The following is a 14,931-nucleotide window of genomic DNA, read 5'->3' as shown; positions in this document are numbered from 1 at the left end:
GCATCTGGGGCCGTCAGTTGGTCCGTACCAGCATCTTGACGCTCACTTCCTTCACTTCTTAAATCAACAAGTGAAACGCCTTCACCTCCACCTCGGTCGGCCCACTCGTGCCCGACCGCCCAGGAAGGACTGAGACGTGAGACCCCTCCACTTGCTCCGCAGATCCCTGCTCGGTGCCTTATCCGTCGTTCTCGTCACTTCCGCGGCCACGGGCGTGGCCCACGCGGGGCCTTCGGACGCCGCCGCTGCCGTGACGTTCTCCGACACCTTCGACGGTGCCGCCGGCAGTGCGGTCAACTCGTCGAAATGGACGCTGGAGACCGGAGACAACGTCAACAACCACGAGCGCCAGTACTACACGTCCGGCACGAACAACGCGGCCCTGGACGGTCAGGGTCATCTGGTGATCACGGCGAAGAAGGAGAATCCGGCCAACTATCAGTGCTGGTACGGCACATGCCAGTACACCTCGGCACGACTGAACACGTCGGGAAAGTTCAGCGCCCAGTACGGGCACGTCGAAGCCCGCATGAAGATCCCGCGCGGACAGGGCATGTGGCCCGCGTTCTGGATGCTCGGTACCGACATCGGATCGGTCGGCTGGCCCAACTCGGGTGAGATCGACGTGATGGAGAACGTGGGCTTTGAGCCGTCCACCGTCCACGGCACCATTCACGGGCCCGGCTACTCCGGCTCGGCGGGCGTAGGAGCCGGCTACTCGCTGCCGGGTGGTCAGGCATTCGCCGACGCCTTCCACACCTTCGCGGTCGACTGGGCGCCCAACTCGATCAAGTGGTCGGTCGACGGAGTGGTCTACCAGACGCGTACGCCTGCCGACGTGAGTGGCAAGACCTGGGCGTTCAACAAGCCGTTCTTCCTTATCCTCAACCTGGCCGTCGGCGGCTACTGGCCGGGTGATCCCAACAGCTCCACGGCCTTCCCCGCCCAACTGGTGGTCGACTCGGTGTCGGTGACCACGAGCGACACGCCCGCTCCCACCGGCGGCGCGATCCGGGGTCTCGCCGGTAAGTGCGTGGACGTTGCCGCCGCCAACCCCGCCAACGGCACGCCGGTCCAGCTCTACGACTGCAACGGCACCGCCGCGCAGCAGTGGACCGTAGGCTCCGACGGCACCATCCGCGCCCTGGGCAAATGCCTCGACGTGAACAGCGGCGGCACCGCCGACGGCACGCCGGTCCAGCTCTACGACTGCAACGGCACCGCCGCGCAGAAGTGGACGGTCAGTTCCGCGAGGGACATCGTCAATCCGCAGGCGAACAAATGCCTCGACGTGACCGGCAACAACTCGGCCAACGGCACCCGACTCCAGATCTGGACCTGCTCGGGCGGCGCCAACCAGAAATGGACGGTGGGCTGACCCTGATCCTCCGGAGCCCCTGTCGTGCGCTCATTCTCCATGAGTGCGCGACGGGGGCCTTCACGAATACAGAAAGGTCACCCATGAGACGGGTGCGCAAGCGCGGCAAAGTGATAGTCGCCGCAAGCGCATGTGTGGTCCTGCTCGGATTTGAATTTCTTTTGCAGGGCTCGCAGGATGAATTTTCGTGGCGCGATTTCCCAGGGTTTCTGGCGCCTCTTCCTGTCATGCTGTACATCGTCTGGCGCCTGCATCTGAATCCTTATGTCGAACTCATGGATTCCAGTATCTGCGTGAACAATATCTTCACTCGCCACGTCATTCCTTACAGTCGAATAAAGAAGATACTGGGAATTCGTTCCATTCTGCTCGAGGTGAGCGGTGAACGCGGAAACCTGCCCGTGGTTGCTTTCGATGCGGGAATTCTGGGAAAGAAGTCCAGGGATTCCTTTGTGAGGGAGCTGGAACTGAGAATGGAGCAGGCGTCGGTCGACCCCGACGCAGCCAGATCTCGAGCGGTGACCACCGGGCTGCCTGAATATCTGGGACCTGGTCTGTCGCTGTTCCTTCTGGCTGTCGCTCTGTTCGCGTCCTGAGGTGGCACCACTTGATCGCCGATGTCACCGGCATCCGCCTCAGGTCCGTGGCGTGGCGTACCTCTCTTCTGCAACTTGTTGCATAACCGGGCCGGCGTCGTCTAGAACAGTTACGACGTTCGCCGCGCACGGAGGGCCCCATGAGCCGTTACCCCCACCTTCTCGCCCCGCTAGACCTGGGCTTCACCACCCTGCCCAACCGGGTCCTGATGGGCTCGATGCACGTGGGCCTGGAGGAGGCGGAGAACGGCTTCGCGCGGATGGCCGAGTTCTACGCGACCCGTGCCCGGGGCGGTGTCGGCCTGATGGTGACGGGCGGCATCGCCCCGAACGAGGCGGGCCGCCCGTGGGCCGGCGGCGCCAAGCTGACCACCGAGGCGGAGGCCGCCCAGCACCGCGAGGTCACTGACGCGGTGCATGCCGCGGGCGGCAGGATCGCCATGCAGATCCTGCACTTCGGCCGCTACGCCTACCACGAGGACCTGGTCGCGCCGAGCCCGATCCAGGCCCCCATCAGCCCCTTCGTCCCCAACGAGCTGAGCGACGCCGAGGTCGAGCAGACCATCGAGGACTTCGCGCGCGCCGCCGAACTCGCCAAGTCCGCCGGATACGACGGCGTCGAGATCATGGGCTCCGAGGGCTACCTCATCAACGAGTTCATCGTCGCCCACACCAATCAGCGCACCGACCGCTGGGGCGGCAGCTACGAGAACCGCGTCCGCTTCCCCGTCGAGATCGTGAAGCGGGTCCGCGAGCGCGTCGGCGACGACTTCATCCTCATCTACCGGCTCTCCATGCTGGACCTCGTCCCCGGCGGCTCGACCCACGACGAGGTCGTGCGGCTCGCCAAGGAGATCGAGGCGGCCGGCGCCACCATCATCAACACCGGCATCGGCTGGCACGAGGCCCGCATCCCGACCATCGCGACCTCCGTGCCGCGCGGCGCGTACACCTGGGTCACCAAGAAGCTGATGGGCGCGGTGTCCGTCCCGCTCGTCACCACGAACCGCATCAACACCCCGGAACTGGCCGAGGAGTTGCTCGCCCACGGCGCCGCCGACATGGTCTCGCTGGCTCGCCCGATGCTCGCCGACCCGGACTTCGTGAACAAGGCCGCCGCCGACCGCTCCGACACCATCAACACCTGCATCGGCTGCAACCAGGCCTGCCTCGACCACACCTTCAGCGGCAAGATCACCTCCTGCCTCGTCAACCCGCGCGCCTGCCACGAGACCGAACTCGTCCTCCTCCCCACCCGGACGAAGAAGCGCGTCGCCGTCGTCGGCGCGGGTCCGGCAGGCCTCGCCTGCGCGGTCTCGGCCGCCGAGCGCGGACACGACGTGACCCTGTTCGACGCCGCGGCCGAGATCGGCGGTCAGCTCAACGTCGCCCGCAAGGTCCCGGGCAAGGAGGAGTTCGACGAGACGCTGCGCTACTTCCGTACGCAGCTCGACCTGCACGGCGTCGACGTACGGCTTGGCACCCGGGTCGGCGCCGACGACCTCGACGGGTACGACGACGTGGTCGTCGCCACCGGTGTCCGCCCGCGCACCCCCGTCATCGACGGCGTCGACCACCCCAGCGTCGTCGGCTACCTCGACGTCCTGCGCCGGGGAGCACCCGTCGGCGACCGCGTGGCCGTCATCGGCGCGGGCGGCATCGGCTTCGACGTCGCCGAGTACCTCACCGACGGTGGCGAGCGGGCGAGCCAGGACCCGGCCACGTACTTCCGCCTGTGGGGCGTCGACATGGACTACGCCGACCGCGGCGGCCTCGCGAAGCCCGAGCGGCCCGCCCCGCCGCGCCAGGTCCACCTCATCCAGCGCAAGACCTCCAAGGTCGGCGCGGGCCTGGGCAAGACCACCGGCTGGATCCACCGCACCGAGCTGCGCCACCGCGGCGTCACGATGATCGCGGGCGCCACCTACGACCTGATCGACGACGCCGGCCTGCACATCACCTTCGACGGCGAGCGGACCCTGATCCCCGTCGACACGGTCGTGCTCTGCGCGGGCCAGGAGCCGCTGCGCACCCTGTACGACGACCTCGTGGCCGCCGGACGCACCCCGCACCTCATCGGCGGCGCCGACGTCGCCGCCGAACTGGACGCCAAGCGCGCCATCAAGCAGGGCACCGAGGTCGCCGCCGCCCTCTGAACCACCCGCTCCACCCTCTGAGCCGGGTGGTCACGTGGCCGGGCCCGCCGGCCGCGTGACCACCCCTTCGCCCGAGAGACCCCCTCTAGGCTTACGCCATGTCACTGCCGCACGCGATCCTCACGGCCCTCCTGGAGAAGCCGTCGTCCGGCCTCGAACTGACCCGCAGGTTCGACCGGTCCATCGGCTACTTCTGGTCGGCGACGCACCAGCAGATCTACCGCGAGCTGGGCAAGCTGGAACGCGACGGCCTGATCCGCGCCCTGCCCGCCCAGGTCCCGGCGCGCGGCCAGAAGAAGGAGTACGAGGTCCTGCCGGACGGCCGGGCCGAACTGGCGCGCTGGACGGCCGCGCCCCAGGACCCCAAGCCGATGCGCGACCCCCTGCTGCTGCGGCTGCGCTCCGCGGCGGTGATCGGAACGGCCGGTGTCGACGCCGAACTCCACCGTCATCTCGACCTGCACCGGCGGCAGTTGGCCACCTACGAGGAGATCGACCGGCGGGACTTCCCCCCGGGGAAGGACTCCGAGGCGGACCGGCTGCAGCACGCGGTGCTGCGGGCCGGGATCGACCTGGAGAAGTTCTGGGTGCGCTGGCTCGAACGCACGCTGAGCGACCTCGGCGAGTGAGTCCGGGCGCACGACAGGGCCGCCGCCCGGACTCCGGACGGCGGCCCTGTCGCATGTGCTCAGGCGCGGCGCCGCCGCAGGTACCAGACGCCACCGGCCACGGCGGCCGCCACCATGGTGCCGCCCGCGGCGTACGTCAGCGTGCCGTAGTCCTCGGACGCGCCGCCGAGACCACCTCGTACGCCGCCCAGCGGGCTCGACGTCGCCGAGATCGTCGGGCTCGCCGAGACGGTCACCGACTGGGTGCCCGCCGTCGAGTGGTCCGCGCACACGACCACGACCGTGTACGTACCGGAGGCGACACCGGTCCAGGCGGCGCTCCCCGAGGTCAGTGCCGCCTGCCGGCCCTGGGCGAAGTCGGCCTGGCCGGCGGCCAGGAGCGAACCGTTGCCGCCGTTCGTGCAGGCCGTGGTGGTGGCCGTCACCGTGGAGCCGTCGGCGGTGACCGAGACCCCGGCGGCGTGCGCCATGGGGGCGGCCGACGCCAGCGGCAGCGCGGCCGCGGCCGCGACGGTGAGCCCGGAGCGGGCGATGGTCGACGTGATGCGCATGGTCCCTGTCCTCCGGCGGCACGGGAGGCGGTACGTCCCGTGCCCCGCCCGAGTCGGCAAAGCCCGTGCTGCCTGACGCTCAGCCAAAGTCCCCGCCGGGGCGGGCGCATGCGGACCGGGGCCGGGCAGGTGACACGTTCCGTCGTCCGGCCCAGCCGCGCCTACTGACGGCCGGTCACCGTCCGCTCCGGCGAGAACGCGCCCCAGGTGCCGTCCGGCAACTGCGCCCGGATCTTCACCCGGTGCCGCGCACCGCTCTCCTCCCCGATGTAGAAGCTGTACTTCGCGGCGCCCTCGGGCGCGCTGTCCCCCCACACCACGGTCGTGGCCTGCTTGCCGTCCAGGTACACCTGGTACGCCGGAACGTCACCGCCGGTCTGCGGCGCCGTCCAGGTGAGATCGATGTACGAGGCGCCGTCGGAGCGCCGTACGGCCGCCCGGAAGTCGGCGGGTGCGGTGTCGGCTCCCTCGTCCTCGCCCCGCGCGGTCGTCAGCCGCACCGTCCCGCTCGCGGGGGAGGTGTTGTCGGCGGCGTCCCGTGCCCGTACGGAGAAGGCGTACGCGGTGCCCGGCCGCATCCCGGTCAGCAGCGCCTCGGTCCGCGTCCCCGGCACACTGTGGATCTTCGTCGTGCCCTGGTAGACGTCGTACGAGACGACGCCCTTGTCGTCGTGCGACTTCCGCCACGACAGCGACACCGAGCGCGCGCCGTCCGCCTCCCCGCGCAGACCGGTGGGCCTGCTCGGCGCGGAGCGGTCCGCGGCGACGGCGGCCGGGGTCGTCACGGTGACCCGCCGGCTCGCCGGACCCGGCTCCCCGTCCTTGTCGCGGGCCCGCACGGTGAACACGTACCGGGTGCGCGGCCGCAGTCCGGTGACGTCGACCATCTGCTGGGTGGCGGACAGCCGTTTCACCCGTACCTCGCCCCGGTAGACCTCGTAGCCCTCGACGGCGGCGGTGCTCGCCGGCCGGTTCCACATGACGTGCACGGAGGTGGCGCTGCCCGCCTGGGCGGTGACACCGAGCGGCTCCGAGAGGGCGGGGCCGCCCGTGTCGTCGCCGGACGACAGCAGCCCGCAGCCGGAGAGGACCGTCAACAGGGCGGTGACGCAGGCCGCTTGGGGGAGCAGGGGGCGTGGGGGGACACGTCGCACGGGATGCCTTCCGCTCGGCGGGACCGAATTGGTACAGACCTGTATGGCATGGGTGACGGGTGCTCATCAAGAGGGGTGCGCCGCTCCATCGGGAGGGAGACGGGCCCGTCCGGCCCCCGTGCGGTGGACGGGCCGCCGCGGTCATCCCACATTGGACGGGTATGTCCCCCGGCCGTCCCGGCCGGTCCCCGACGTCCGCTTCTGTTCTCTGTCCCCGACCGAAGGCTTGTGCGTGCACCCTCGATTCCTGGCCCTCGCCGCCGTGTGCGGCGCCGCTCTTCTCGCTCCGGCCGCCCTGCCCCCGGCGTCCGCCCAGCCGAGCACCCCTCAGAAACCGGACGCGACCCCGCAGTCCGGCGCCGGCGAGGGCGACGTGCGCGCCACCGCCCTGCTCGCCGCCGTGCGCGGCTGCCCGCAGATCTCGCGCGGCCGTTACCGCAGCGACGACGGGGCCCGCGCGAACATCCCGGTGTGCGGACGGCGCGGCGCCGTGTACTGGAAGGCCGATCTCGACGTCGACTGCGACGGACGCCCGGGCCGCCGCTGCAACCGCCGCACCGATCCGCTGTTCCTGAACACGACCGCGTACCAGCAGTCCGACGGACGGCAGCTGAGCGCCGAGCGACTTCCCTACGTGGTCGTGCCGGGCGCGAGCCGCATCTGGAACCCCGCGCGCTCCGGCATCCGGGGCGGCACGGTCGCCGCGCTCGTCCACCGCGGCAAGGTGCTGTACGCGGTCGTCGGCGACACCGGCCCCGCCGACCTCATCGGCGAGGCCTCCTACGCGGCCGCCCGCGCCCTCGGCATCGATCCCGACCCGGTGCGCGGCGGCACCGCCGACGAGGTCACGTACATCCTCTTCCCCGGCACGACCGCCCGCCCCATCGAGAGCCGTCGCGCGGCGGCGACGGCGGGGCAGGCGGCGGCCAGGAAGTTCGTGGCGGCCCGCTGACGGACCGCCACGAAACGGCCCCCGCTCACTCCTTGCGGTACGTGTACGCCTCGGAGGCCGCGGCCACCACCGCGTCCAGATCGGCACCGGCCGACGCGGAGACGACGGCGGCGACCGCGCCCTCCACGAACGGGGCGTCCACGAGCCGTGTCCCGTCGGGGAGTTCGTCCCCTTCCGCCAGCAGGGACTTCACAGTGAGCACCGCGCTGCCGAGGTCGACCAGGACGGCGACGCCCGCGCCCCGGTCGACCGACGCCGCGGCCGCCGAGATCAGCTCGGAGCTGGTGCCGAGCCCGCCGTCCTCGGTGCCGCCCGCCGCGGCCACCGGCGCGAGGGTGCCGCCCCCGGCGAGTCCGGCCGCGAGCCGCGCCACCGATTCGGCGACCTCCCGGCTGTGCGAGACGAGCACGATGCCGACGGCCTTGTCCGGGGCGGTCACGCGGCGCTCCCTTCGGCAGTCTCGGCGAGCGCGCCGATCAGCAGCGCCGCCGACGTGGCACCGGGATCCTGATGCCCGATGCTGCGCGGGCCCAGATAGCTGGCCCGTCCCCTGCGCGCCTGCAAGGGGGTCGTCGCCTCCGCCCCGTGCTCGGCCGCGGTCCGGGCCGCCGCGAGGTCTCCGCCGTCGAGCGCGTCCACGGCCGGCACCAGCGCGTCGAGCATGGTCTTGTCGCCCGGCGCGGCTCCGCCGAGCGCCGCGACCGCGTCCACCCCGGCCCGCAGCGCCGCCGCGAGGTCGGCCTCGCTCACCTCGGCCGCGTCGCCGAGCGCCTTGCCGGTGCGGCGCAGCAGCGTCCCGTAGAGCGGACCGGAGGCCCCGCCCACCTTGGAGATGAGCTGCCGTCCCGCGAGGGTGAGCACGCCGCCCGGTGTGTCCGGCGACTCCTGCTCCAGGATCTGCGAGACCGCGGCGAAACCGCGCTGCAGATTGCTGCCGTGGTCGGCGTCACCGATCGCCGAGTCGAGTTCGGTGAGCCGGGCCGCCTCGTGGTCCACGGCCACCGTGGTCGCGAACATCCAGCGCCGGAAGAAGTCGGCGTCGAGCACTTGATCTCCTTGCCTGGTAGATACGTTGACGAAGTCGGGCCGGGCTGTCACCTGCCCCAGCGCAGCCCCGCCGTGCTGACCGGCGCGTCCCACAGCCGCAGCAGCTCCTCGTCCATCTCGCAGAGCGTGACGGAGGCGCCGGCCATGTCGAGGGAGGTGACGTAGTTGCCGACGAGGGTGCGCGCGACCGATACCCCGCGCTCGCCGAGCACCCGCTGCACCTCGGCGTTGAACCCGTACAGCTCGAGCAGCGGGGTGGCGCCCATGCCGTTGACGAGCGCCAGGACCGGGCTGCTCGGGTTCAGGTCCTCCAGTACGGCGTTCACGGCGAAGTCCGCGATCTCCCCGGAGGTCATCATCGGGCGCCGCTCACGCCCCGGCTCACCGTGGATGCCGATCCCCAACTCCAGCTCACCGGAGGGCAGATCGAAGGTGGGGGAGCCCTTGGCCGGGGTGCTGCACGCGCTGAGCGCGACCCCGAAACTCCGCGACCGCTCATTGACCTGCCGCGCCACCGCCTCCACCCGCTCCAGCGGCTGCCCCTCCTCGGCCGCGGCACCCGCGATCTTCTCCACGAACAGGGTGGCCCCGGTGCCGCGCCGTCCGGCGGTGTACAGGCTGTCGGTCACCGCGACATCGTCGTTGACCAGGACCTTGGCGATCTGGATGCCCTCGTCCTCGGCGAGCTCGGCGGCCATGTCGAAGTTGAGCACGTCACCGGTGTAGTTCTTCACGATGAACAGCACGCCCGCGCCGCTGTCCACGGCGGCCGCCGCCCGCACCATCTGGTCCGGCACCGGCGAGGTGAACACCTCACCGGGACAGGCGGCCGACAGCATCCCGGGCCCGACGAACCCGCCGTGCAGCGGCTCGTGCCCCGAACCCCCGCCGGACACCAGCGCCACCTGCCCGGCCACCGGCGCGTCCCGGCGCAGGATCACCCGGTTCTCGACGTCGACGACCAGATCGGGGTGGGCCGAGGCCATCCCGCGCAGGGCGTCGGCGACGACGGTCTCGGCCACATTGATCAACATTCTCACTGGTACCTCCGGGTGACGTTAGCGGCTCAAGCTCTGGCCGGTGTATTGCCTGGGCGGACTAGTTTCGGATGGTTCTTGATCTTGGCGTTCCTGGGCGGGCTGTGGCGGGGTTGAGCGGTACTGATGCTGACCTCATGCTGACTTTGGTGACAGGTCGTCAGGAAGGCGTGGTCGGCTGTCATCGGTCTGACGCCAGTATCGGCGGAGGTCACGCGCGGAGCACCTGTCGGGCCTTGATCGGCGAGGCGTGCCGTGAGGTTCCCTGATGGTGACGGCTTGGAGCACACATCTGTGAGAGCACGATGGGCCTACCGACAATGCTGTGGACAAGGAGACGATGGTGTCGCGCTGGAGGCGCAGGCGGACGTGGGCGTAGAGGGTGGCGGTGACGCCGATGTGAGCCGCCGCGGCCGAAGACGTCGACATCCAGGTGGCGTTCTCCCGTGCTCGCCGACCGCGCCTACATCGGGGCCGGCCTCTGGGTGATCACGCCCATCAGACGGCTTCCCACGACTCAGCAGACAATCAACCGAGCCCTGTCAGCGGCACGAGCACCGGTCGAACCAAGCATCGCGCGACTCAAGTCCTGGCAGATCCTCCGCCAGGCCCGCTGCAGCCCCAACCGGATGACCGTCATCGCCGCAGCCGTCCTCACCCTGGAACGTCAACGATGATGAGTCTCATAGCCGTTCCAGGGTGAGGACGGATTGGCAATGGCCGTCATCCAGTTGGGAACCGTTTCACGACCAAACAAGTCGACCTTCGGCGAACCGACAGACCGGGTGGCTTCCACCGGCGATCCTCGTCAGCTTCTTCGCCACGGAGTCGAAATACTGGGCCATCGATTCGTACTCGCCCGTGATCGTGGCCTCACCCACGAACCAGCTACCGACGCGCCCGTCCCGCACATCGATGAATTTTCCCATCCAGCCGTCCTGGTCTGACAGGAACGGGATCCACTCGTTACGCCAGAACGGATCGTCCACCTGGTCCGGAGGGTCGAATCCACCAGGCATGGAGCGGTTCGCGTAGAGCCTCTCCATCGCCCGGATGCCCAGAAAGAAGCTTCCCTCGTCGGGGAACCCGTCGAAGCCGCAGCATGCCACTTCGACGTCGACGTCTTCCTCCGGCAGATCCAAATTGTTCTGCAAAAGCCACGTCCGCAGGTCCCCATGCAGAAAGATCCCCATCCGTTCCTCGGCTGCCGCGAGGGTCTGCTCCGTGGCGGGCCCTGGCAGATCCGTGTGATCGGCCGGCGCGTGCTCCCGAAGAAGACTCATCACACGCGACCAACTCTCAGCCACACTCATCGCCGTCTGCCCTCTCTACAGGGATGTCTCCGTCCGGACACGCCACCGCGGATGTGAGAAAGTACCGGCCGGAGAACCTTGCAGGGATGGTATTTCGAGCATGCGTTCCTCCCTCGCCACGATCATCTTCCGCCCCGAAGCGCAGGGTCGGCCCGTCAGCGAAGTGACCGTCCGCGACTATTCACAGGCAACCCACTGCGCCCGGCGGGTCTAGGCGGCGGGTGTCCAGTTGCCGGTGTGTGTGGTGTCGGCTGCGTGGTCTTCTTCTTGGCGCTCATGGCCTGCAGCCGGCCCATCGCCTCCGGCAGCTCCATCCGGGCCGCTTCCTCCAAGCGCTCGGCGCGGTGACACGCCCGCAGGGTCGCCGGCGCCCGGGGACTGTCGACGTGTGCCCGGTGCCACTCCCGGGACGGGATCATCCGTCACACCCGCACCGCCGGCACGACCTGCATCCCACCGGCACCGGACCGGGCGCGGGCTCGGGGCTTGTTGCGGGACCTGACCTCATGACGGTGGCGTGGGCACCGTCGGTGCTGCCCATCCCAGCGGGAGTGCGGCTTAAGTTCCGCGGACGAAGGTCGCGCAGTCCGGACAGTCGTCGAGGTATCGGTGCCGGCACTCTACGGTGTGTTGCAGGAAGGTGATTGCCTGCTGTCTGTGGACGACTTCATCTTCGAGTGCCGCGATCTTCGCCCTCACGACGGCCTGTGCCGCCGACTTCTTCGGGGACATGGCGGCAGTGACCTCGGGCAATGAGAGCCCGACGCGTCGCAGTTTCAACACGGTACGTGCCTGTTCCAGCGCGCTGTCGTCGTAGATGCGGTAGCCGTTGCCATCGCGACGCACGGTGAGGGCACCAACGTCTTCCCAGTGCCGCAGTACGTGAGCCTCAACGCCGAGCTCTGCGGCTACTTCCCCGATCGTCATCACCACGCGCGCCTTGCCTTCACGTCGACCTGAACCCATAGCGTCATGATCATGCCTGATACCACCAACCCCACGAACTCCCCGTGCTCTCCATCAATCCTGGTCACCGGCGCTACGGGCAACCTCGGCCGAGAGATCGTTGGCCGACTTCAGGCCCACGGCGCGCGCGTACGATGCCTTGCGCGCGATCAGGCCGACCCGCATCCAGGAGTCGAGTGGGTAGTCGGCGACCTCACGGATGCCAGCACCGTGCGCGAGGCGCTCGTGGGCATCGACGCGGTATTTCTGATCTGGCCACTGCTCGATTCCGCCGTCGCCTCCGACCTGATCGCAGAACTCACCACGGCAGCGCCGCGTGTCGTCTACCTGTCCTCGACCGCTGTAGACGACCAAGCCGCTCGTCAGAGTGATCCCATCGTTCAAGTTCACGCGGATATGGAAGCGCTGCTTGCCGACCTGCAACCCGTAGTGCTCCGCAGTGAGACGCTGGCCTCCAACACCCGTGGTTGGGTGCAACAAGTGAGGGCGGGCGATGTTGTCGCAGGTCCAGAGGCGGCACGCACAGCGGTCGTCGACGAGCGCGACGTCGCTGATGCGGCGGTAGCGGTATTGCTCGCACATCACGATCAACTGGACCATGGCCCCTACGTGTTGACCGGCCCCGAGGTGCTCAGCCGCGCCGACCAGGTCGCTCACCTCGGCGCTGCACTCCGGCGCGATCTGCGCTTCCAGGCGCTTCCCACTGATCTCGCGCGATCACGGATGCTCGCCGACGGTCGTCCCGAACCACTGGTGGAGGCCCTGATCGCCGCTTCGGTGTGGCGGCCAGAGTCCCATCGCATCACTGATCATGTTGAGCGTCTCGCCGGCCATCCGGCCGGCACCTTCGCGAGGTGGGCCATCGACCATGCGTCCGAGTTCATCTGACGAGAACCCCGAAACGCCCCGCCCGCCCATGACGAAGGCGCTCGGTCAAGACCGATCGGCCTCCAGTGCCCGTGACCATCAGGTCTCGGGTCGCGCGCCGACCTCGATGTGATGGTGCCGAACGGCGCCTGTTTTCTCCTTGTACCCCTTGCCGTGCTTGACCGGGGTGGGGCGCGGGACTTGTGGCCGTGGCTGAAGACCTGCGGCGACAAGGACTTTCGTGCGGAAATGACGTCTAGCGGAACGCTGTCACCCGTCTGTGATGTTTCATACGGAATGTCTTGATGTACGGCTCCTAGCTTCATGAGTACGCGGTCCACACGACGCGTTCGACTCAGTCAACCCGCTCGACTCGTTCGACTCATGGAAAGGGGCCGGCGCATGCAGACCTCTCGTATGCTCCGCACGTCTCTGGCATCCGCTGTTCTCGGCCTCGGCGCCGTGACCGCCGTCGCCGCCACCGCCGAAGCCGCTCCAACGACCACCGCGCCTGCGGCCGCCGCCCAGCATGGCGCTCGGGCAGGCCACACCGAAACCCTGCCGCTCAGCGACGGCAGTTCCGCGTATGTCACCAAGCTGGCGAACGGTACCTACCAGGCCTGGGTCACGCACAAGGGGGTGCGGATCGCGGCGCTCGATTCCGCGCACAAGTCGCAGCGCGTACACGGCTACACGTATGAGCTCAACCAGGCGAACGGCTTCGTCGGCGTGGTGCACCCCGGCGGCTGGCACAGCGAGCAGAACGTGCCGCAGCACCAGGACAAGCACCACACGAATCAGACCGGCAAGACCCGCGACGTGCGGCTCGGGGACGGCGCCATCGCCCACGTCACCAAGCTGCCCAACGGCACCTACCAGGCCTGGATCACCCGGCACGGAGTGCGCATCGCCGCCCTGGACGCCGGCCACAGCACAGCCCGCACCCACGGCCACCACTACACGCTCAACGCCCACACCGGGGCCGTCCACGTACGCTGACGCTCCCGCCCGTCCCGGCCTTGTCCCCCCAGCGCTGGGAGGACAAGGCCGGGACGGTCTCGACGGACATGCCCCGTGGCTCGCTCGCCATCAGCGTGCCGACGCCGGGCCTGGTCGAGCCGTTCGTCGTCCTCAGCGAGCAGCCGCAACGTCTCCCGGACTGCTGTCGGTCAAAGCGACGTTCTCGGTGCTGGCGCTGCGGGTGACGCCGCGGGGGCTGTATGGAACGCGACCTTGCTCGCGCTCGGTCGATCGTCCGTCTTCGTCGCGTATCTGTGGTCGTCGCGTGTGTCGCGCTCATGGCGGGGCTCGGCTGGACGGCACAGAACTGGCAGACGCCCTCCCGCTATGCCGGTATCGATGTCTTCTTCGGTGCCCTTATCGTGCTGTGCATCGGAGCAGCTATAGCCGGTGCACGCTGGCGGCGGCCCGAGGACGGGCTGGTTGATCTGGAAGACCAACGTGAGATCAAACGCGAAGCCGCCCGGATCGTCAGTGCGCTGCGTGAGCCTCCCCTCGACGAGCGGCGCAAGCTGTATCGAACCGACGTGGCGTCTGTCATTGAGCAGTACGAGACCGACAGCCGAAAGTACCGGCGCATCCACAACCGCCTGCAGACCCTCATCATGGTCGGCTCAGCATCCACGACCACGATCGCGGCCTTGGACACCGGCAAGGAGCTGACCTGGCAGAGCGTCGCCCTGACCGCGATCAGCTTCGCTATCACGGTCGCCGCCATGTTCACCGGCTACTACAAGTTCCGCGAACGCAGTTACTTCCTGCAGCAGACCGCCGACGCCATCGAGGAAGAAGTCAACGCCGTCACCCTAGGCATCGGCCCCTACGGCGAATACGGCCCCGGTCAGGAGGACGAGGCGCTGAAGAAGTTCACCCAGCGAGTCGAAGACCACCGCAACGAGCAGCGGCGCCGCCAGCAGCAACTGGAACAGCCCGCCGACCAGGCGACCCCGTCCAGCCAGCCGCCGGCGGCCTGACCCCGGCTCACCCCCGCCGTCGGCCTCCTCTGCGCTCGGACCACACGGGAATCGGGGCGTGATGGTCCAGCCCCTCGCCCCGTCGCCCAGGCCGGCGAGTCCAGGCACACGGTCAGCCAGCCGGAGCCCGAGTCCCGCTGCCTGCCGAGCAGGCGTCAACTCGGGGACGGCTCGCCCAGCACGCTCAGCTCGGGCCCGGCGCAGAGTGCGAGACCGTGACCTCCGCGTGAAGCCATCAGTTGCACCGGCGTGACCGACATCGACGGCCTCCCCTCGCCGACGCCCCGCTCC

General features: G+C 69.2%; 15 protein-coding genes and 1 pseudogene. 9 read left to right on the top strand and 7 right to left on the bottom strand.

Features of this window, described 5'->3' with window-relative positions:
- The first annotated feature begins 151 nt into the window (after positions 1 to 151).
- From ABII15_RS02675 to ABII15_RS02660, 4 genes are all read left to right on the top strand, one after another.
- Complete coding sequence (locus ABII15_RS02675; RefSeq protein ID WP_353946941.1) at positions 152 to 1,378, top strand: family 16 glycosylhydrolase; 1,227 nt, start codon at positions 152 to 154, stop codon at positions 1,376 to 1,378.
- An 83-nt stretch (positions 1,379 to 1,461) separates the two neighbouring features.
- Positions 1,462 to 1,974 (top strand): hypothetical protein, encoded by a 513-nt coding sequence (locus ABII15_RS02670; RefSeq protein ID WP_353940614.1) that lies wholly within the window; start codon positions 1,462 to 1,464, stop codon positions 1,972 to 1,974.
- 140 nt (positions 1,975 to 2,114) lie between these two features.
- The gene (locus ABII15_RS02665) at positions 2,115 to 4,130 is read left to right on the top strand and encodes an NADPH-dependent 2,4-dienoyl-CoA reductase (RefSeq protein WP_353940613.1); all 2,016 of its coding nucleotides are present in this window, start codon (positions 2,115 to 2,117) and stop codon (positions 4,128 to 4,130) included.
- A gap of 98 nt (positions 4,131 to 4,228) precedes the next feature.
- The gene (locus ABII15_RS02660) at positions 4,229 to 4,759 is read left to right on the top strand and encodes a PadR family transcriptional regulator (protein ID WP_353940612.1); all 531 of its coding nucleotides are present in this window, start codon (positions 4,229 to 4,231) and stop codon (positions 4,757 to 4,759) included.
- A gap of 59 nt (positions 4,760 to 4,818) precedes the next feature.
- Here ABII15_RS02660 and ABII15_RS02655 read toward each other — a convergent pair whose 3' ends face one another.
- Positions 4,819 to 5,310, bottom strand: a complete 492-nt coding sequence (locus ABII15_RS02655; RefSeq protein WP_353940611.1) for a hypothetical protein — start codon at positions 5,308 to 5,310, stop codon at positions 4,819 to 4,821.
- A 161-nt stretch (positions 5,311 to 5,471) separates the two neighbouring features.
- Entirely contained in the window at positions 5,472 to 6,464 is a 993-nt protein-coding gene (locus ABII15_RS02650; protein WP_353940610.1) for a fibronectin type III domain-containing protein, read from the bottom strand.
- Positions 6,465 to 6,696: 232 nt separating this feature from the next.
- Here ABII15_RS02650 and ABII15_RS02645 point away from each other — a divergent pair, with 232 nt between their 5' ends.
- Complete coding sequence (locus ABII15_RS02645) at positions 6,697 to 7,416, top strand: glycoside hydrolase family 75 protein (protein WP_353940609.1); 720 nt, start codon at positions 6,697 to 6,699, stop codon at positions 7,414 to 7,416.
- A gap of 25 nt (positions 7,417 to 7,441) precedes the next feature.
- Here ABII15_RS02645 and ABII15_RS02640 read toward each other — a convergent pair whose 3' ends face one another.
- The 3 genes from ABII15_RS02640 to dhaK are packed head-to-tail and all read right to left on the bottom strand — an operon-like array spanning position 7,442 to position 9,503.
- Complete coding sequence (locus ABII15_RS02640) at positions 7,442 to 7,855, bottom strand: PTS fructose transporter subunit IIA (RefSeq protein ID WP_353940608.1); 414 nt, start codon at positions 7,853 to 7,855, stop codon at positions 7,442 to 7,444.
- Complete coding sequence (dhaL, locus tag ABII15_RS02635) at positions 7,852 to 8,463, bottom strand: dihydroxyacetone kinase subunit DhaL (RefSeq protein WP_353940607.1); 612 nt, start codon at positions 8,461 to 8,463, stop codon at positions 7,852 to 7,854. Before dhaL ends, ABII15_RS02640 begins: the two co-directional genes overlap by 4 nt.
- A gap of 47 nt (positions 8,464 to 8,510) precedes the next feature.
- Positions 8,511 to 9,503: a dihydroxyacetone kinase subunit DhaK gene (dhaK, locus tag ABII15_RS02630; RefSeq protein ID WP_353940606.1), complete on the bottom strand. Its 993-nt coding sequence runs from the start codon at positions 9,501 to 9,503 to the stop codon at positions 8,511 to 8,513.
- Between the two features lie 440 nt (positions 9,504 to 9,943).
- Between dhaK and ABII15_RS02625 the strand changes: the two are divergent.
- Positions 9,944 to 10,177: pseudogene (locus ABII15_RS02625) on the top strand (transposase family protein); the annotation flags it as partial.
- Positions 10,178 to 10,243: 66 nt separating this feature from the next.
- On the opposite strand, the gene ABII15_RS02620 reads toward ABII15_RS02625, so the two are convergent.
- Together ABII15_RS02620 and ABII15_RS02615 are read right to left on the bottom strand one after the other, a co-directional pair.
- Complete coding sequence (locus ABII15_RS02620) at positions 10,244 to 10,813, bottom strand: SMI1/KNR4 family protein (protein WP_353940605.1); 570 nt, start codon at positions 10,811 to 10,813, stop codon at positions 10,244 to 10,246.
- A 558-nt stretch (positions 10,814 to 11,371) separates the two neighbouring features.
- Positions 11,372 to 11,779 (bottom strand): MerR family transcriptional regulator, encoded by a 408-nt coding sequence (locus ABII15_RS02615; RefSeq protein ID WP_353940604.1) that lies wholly within the window; start codon positions 11,777 to 11,779, stop codon positions 11,372 to 11,374.
- A gap of 12 nt (positions 11,780 to 11,791) precedes the next feature.
- Here ABII15_RS02615 and ABII15_RS02610 point away from each other — a divergent pair, with 12 nt between their 5' ends.
- The 3 genes from ABII15_RS02610 to ABII15_RS02600 all read left to right on the top strand — a co-directional run bounded on the left by ABII15_RS02610 (position 11,792) and on the right by ABII15_RS02600 (position 14,640).
- Positions 11,792 to 12,667 (top strand): NAD(P)H-binding protein, encoded by an 876-nt coding sequence (locus ABII15_RS02610; RefSeq protein ID WP_353940603.1) that lies wholly within the window; start codon positions 11,792 to 11,794, stop codon positions 12,665 to 12,667.
- Between the two features lie 381 nt (positions 12,668 to 13,048).
- The gene (locus ABII15_RS02605) at positions 13,049 to 13,645 is read left to right on the top strand and encodes a hypothetical protein (RefSeq protein WP_353940602.1); all 597 of its coding nucleotides are present in this window, start codon (positions 13,049 to 13,051) and stop codon (positions 13,643 to 13,645) included.
- Between the two features lie 221 nt (positions 13,646 to 13,866).
- Positions 13,867 to 14,640 (top strand): DUF4231 domain-containing protein, encoded by a 774-nt coding sequence (locus ABII15_RS02600; protein WP_353940601.1) that lies wholly within the window; start codon positions 13,867 to 13,869, stop codon positions 14,638 to 14,640.
- Positions 14,641 to 14,931 lie beyond the last annotated feature (291 nt).

Source organism: Streptomyces sp. HUAS MG91 (assembly GCF_040529335.1).
GTDB lineage: Bacteria > Actinomycetota > Actinomycetes > Streptomycetales > Streptomycetaceae > Streptomyces > Streptomyces tabacisoli.
The sequence above is the reverse complement of the archived record's forward strand: the minus strand, read 5'-3'. Positions and strand labels throughout refer to the sequence as shown.

What these genes read in the sequence shown, in the direction of transcription:
- ABII15_RS02670 (WP_353940614.1), top strand. Translation starts at nt 1,462, where the DNA reads ATGAGACGGGTGCGCAAGCGCGGCAAAGTGATAGTCGCCGCAAGCGCA.
- ABII15_RS02665 (WP_353940613.1), top strand. Translation starts at nt 2,115, where the DNA reads ATGAGCCGTTACCCCCACCTTCTCGCCCCGCTAGACCTGGGCTTCACC.
- ABII15_RS02660 (WP_353940612.1), top strand. Translation starts at nt 4,229, where the DNA reads ATGTCACTGCCGCACGCGATCCTCACGGCCCTCCTGGAGAAGCCGTCG.
- ABII15_RS02655 (WP_353940611.1), bottom strand. Translation starts at nt 5,310, where the DNA reads ATGCGCATCACGTCGACCATCGCCCGCTCCGGGCTCACCGTCGCGGCC.
- ABII15_RS02620 (WP_353940605.1), bottom strand. Translation starts at nt 10,813, where the DNA reads ATGAGTGTGGCTGAGAGTTGGTCGCGTGTGATGAGTCTTCTTCGGGAG.
- ABII15_RS02615 (WP_353940604.1), bottom strand. Translation starts at nt 11,779, where the DNA reads ATGGGTTCAGGTCGACGTGAAGGCAAGGCGCGCGTGGTGATGACGATC.
- ABII15_RS02610 (WP_353940603.1), top strand. Translation starts at nt 11,792, where the DNA reads ATGCCTGATACCACCAACCCCACGAACTCCCCGTGCTCTCCATCAATC.
- ABII15_RS02605 (WP_353940602.1), top strand. Translation starts at nt 13,049, where the DNA reads ATGCAGACCTCTCGTATGCTCCGCACGTCTCTGGCATCCGCTGTTCTC.
- ABII15_RS02600 (WP_353940601.1), top strand. Translation starts at nt 13,867, where the DNA reads ATGGAACGCGACCTTGCTCGCGCTCGGTCGATCGTCCGTCTTCGTCGC.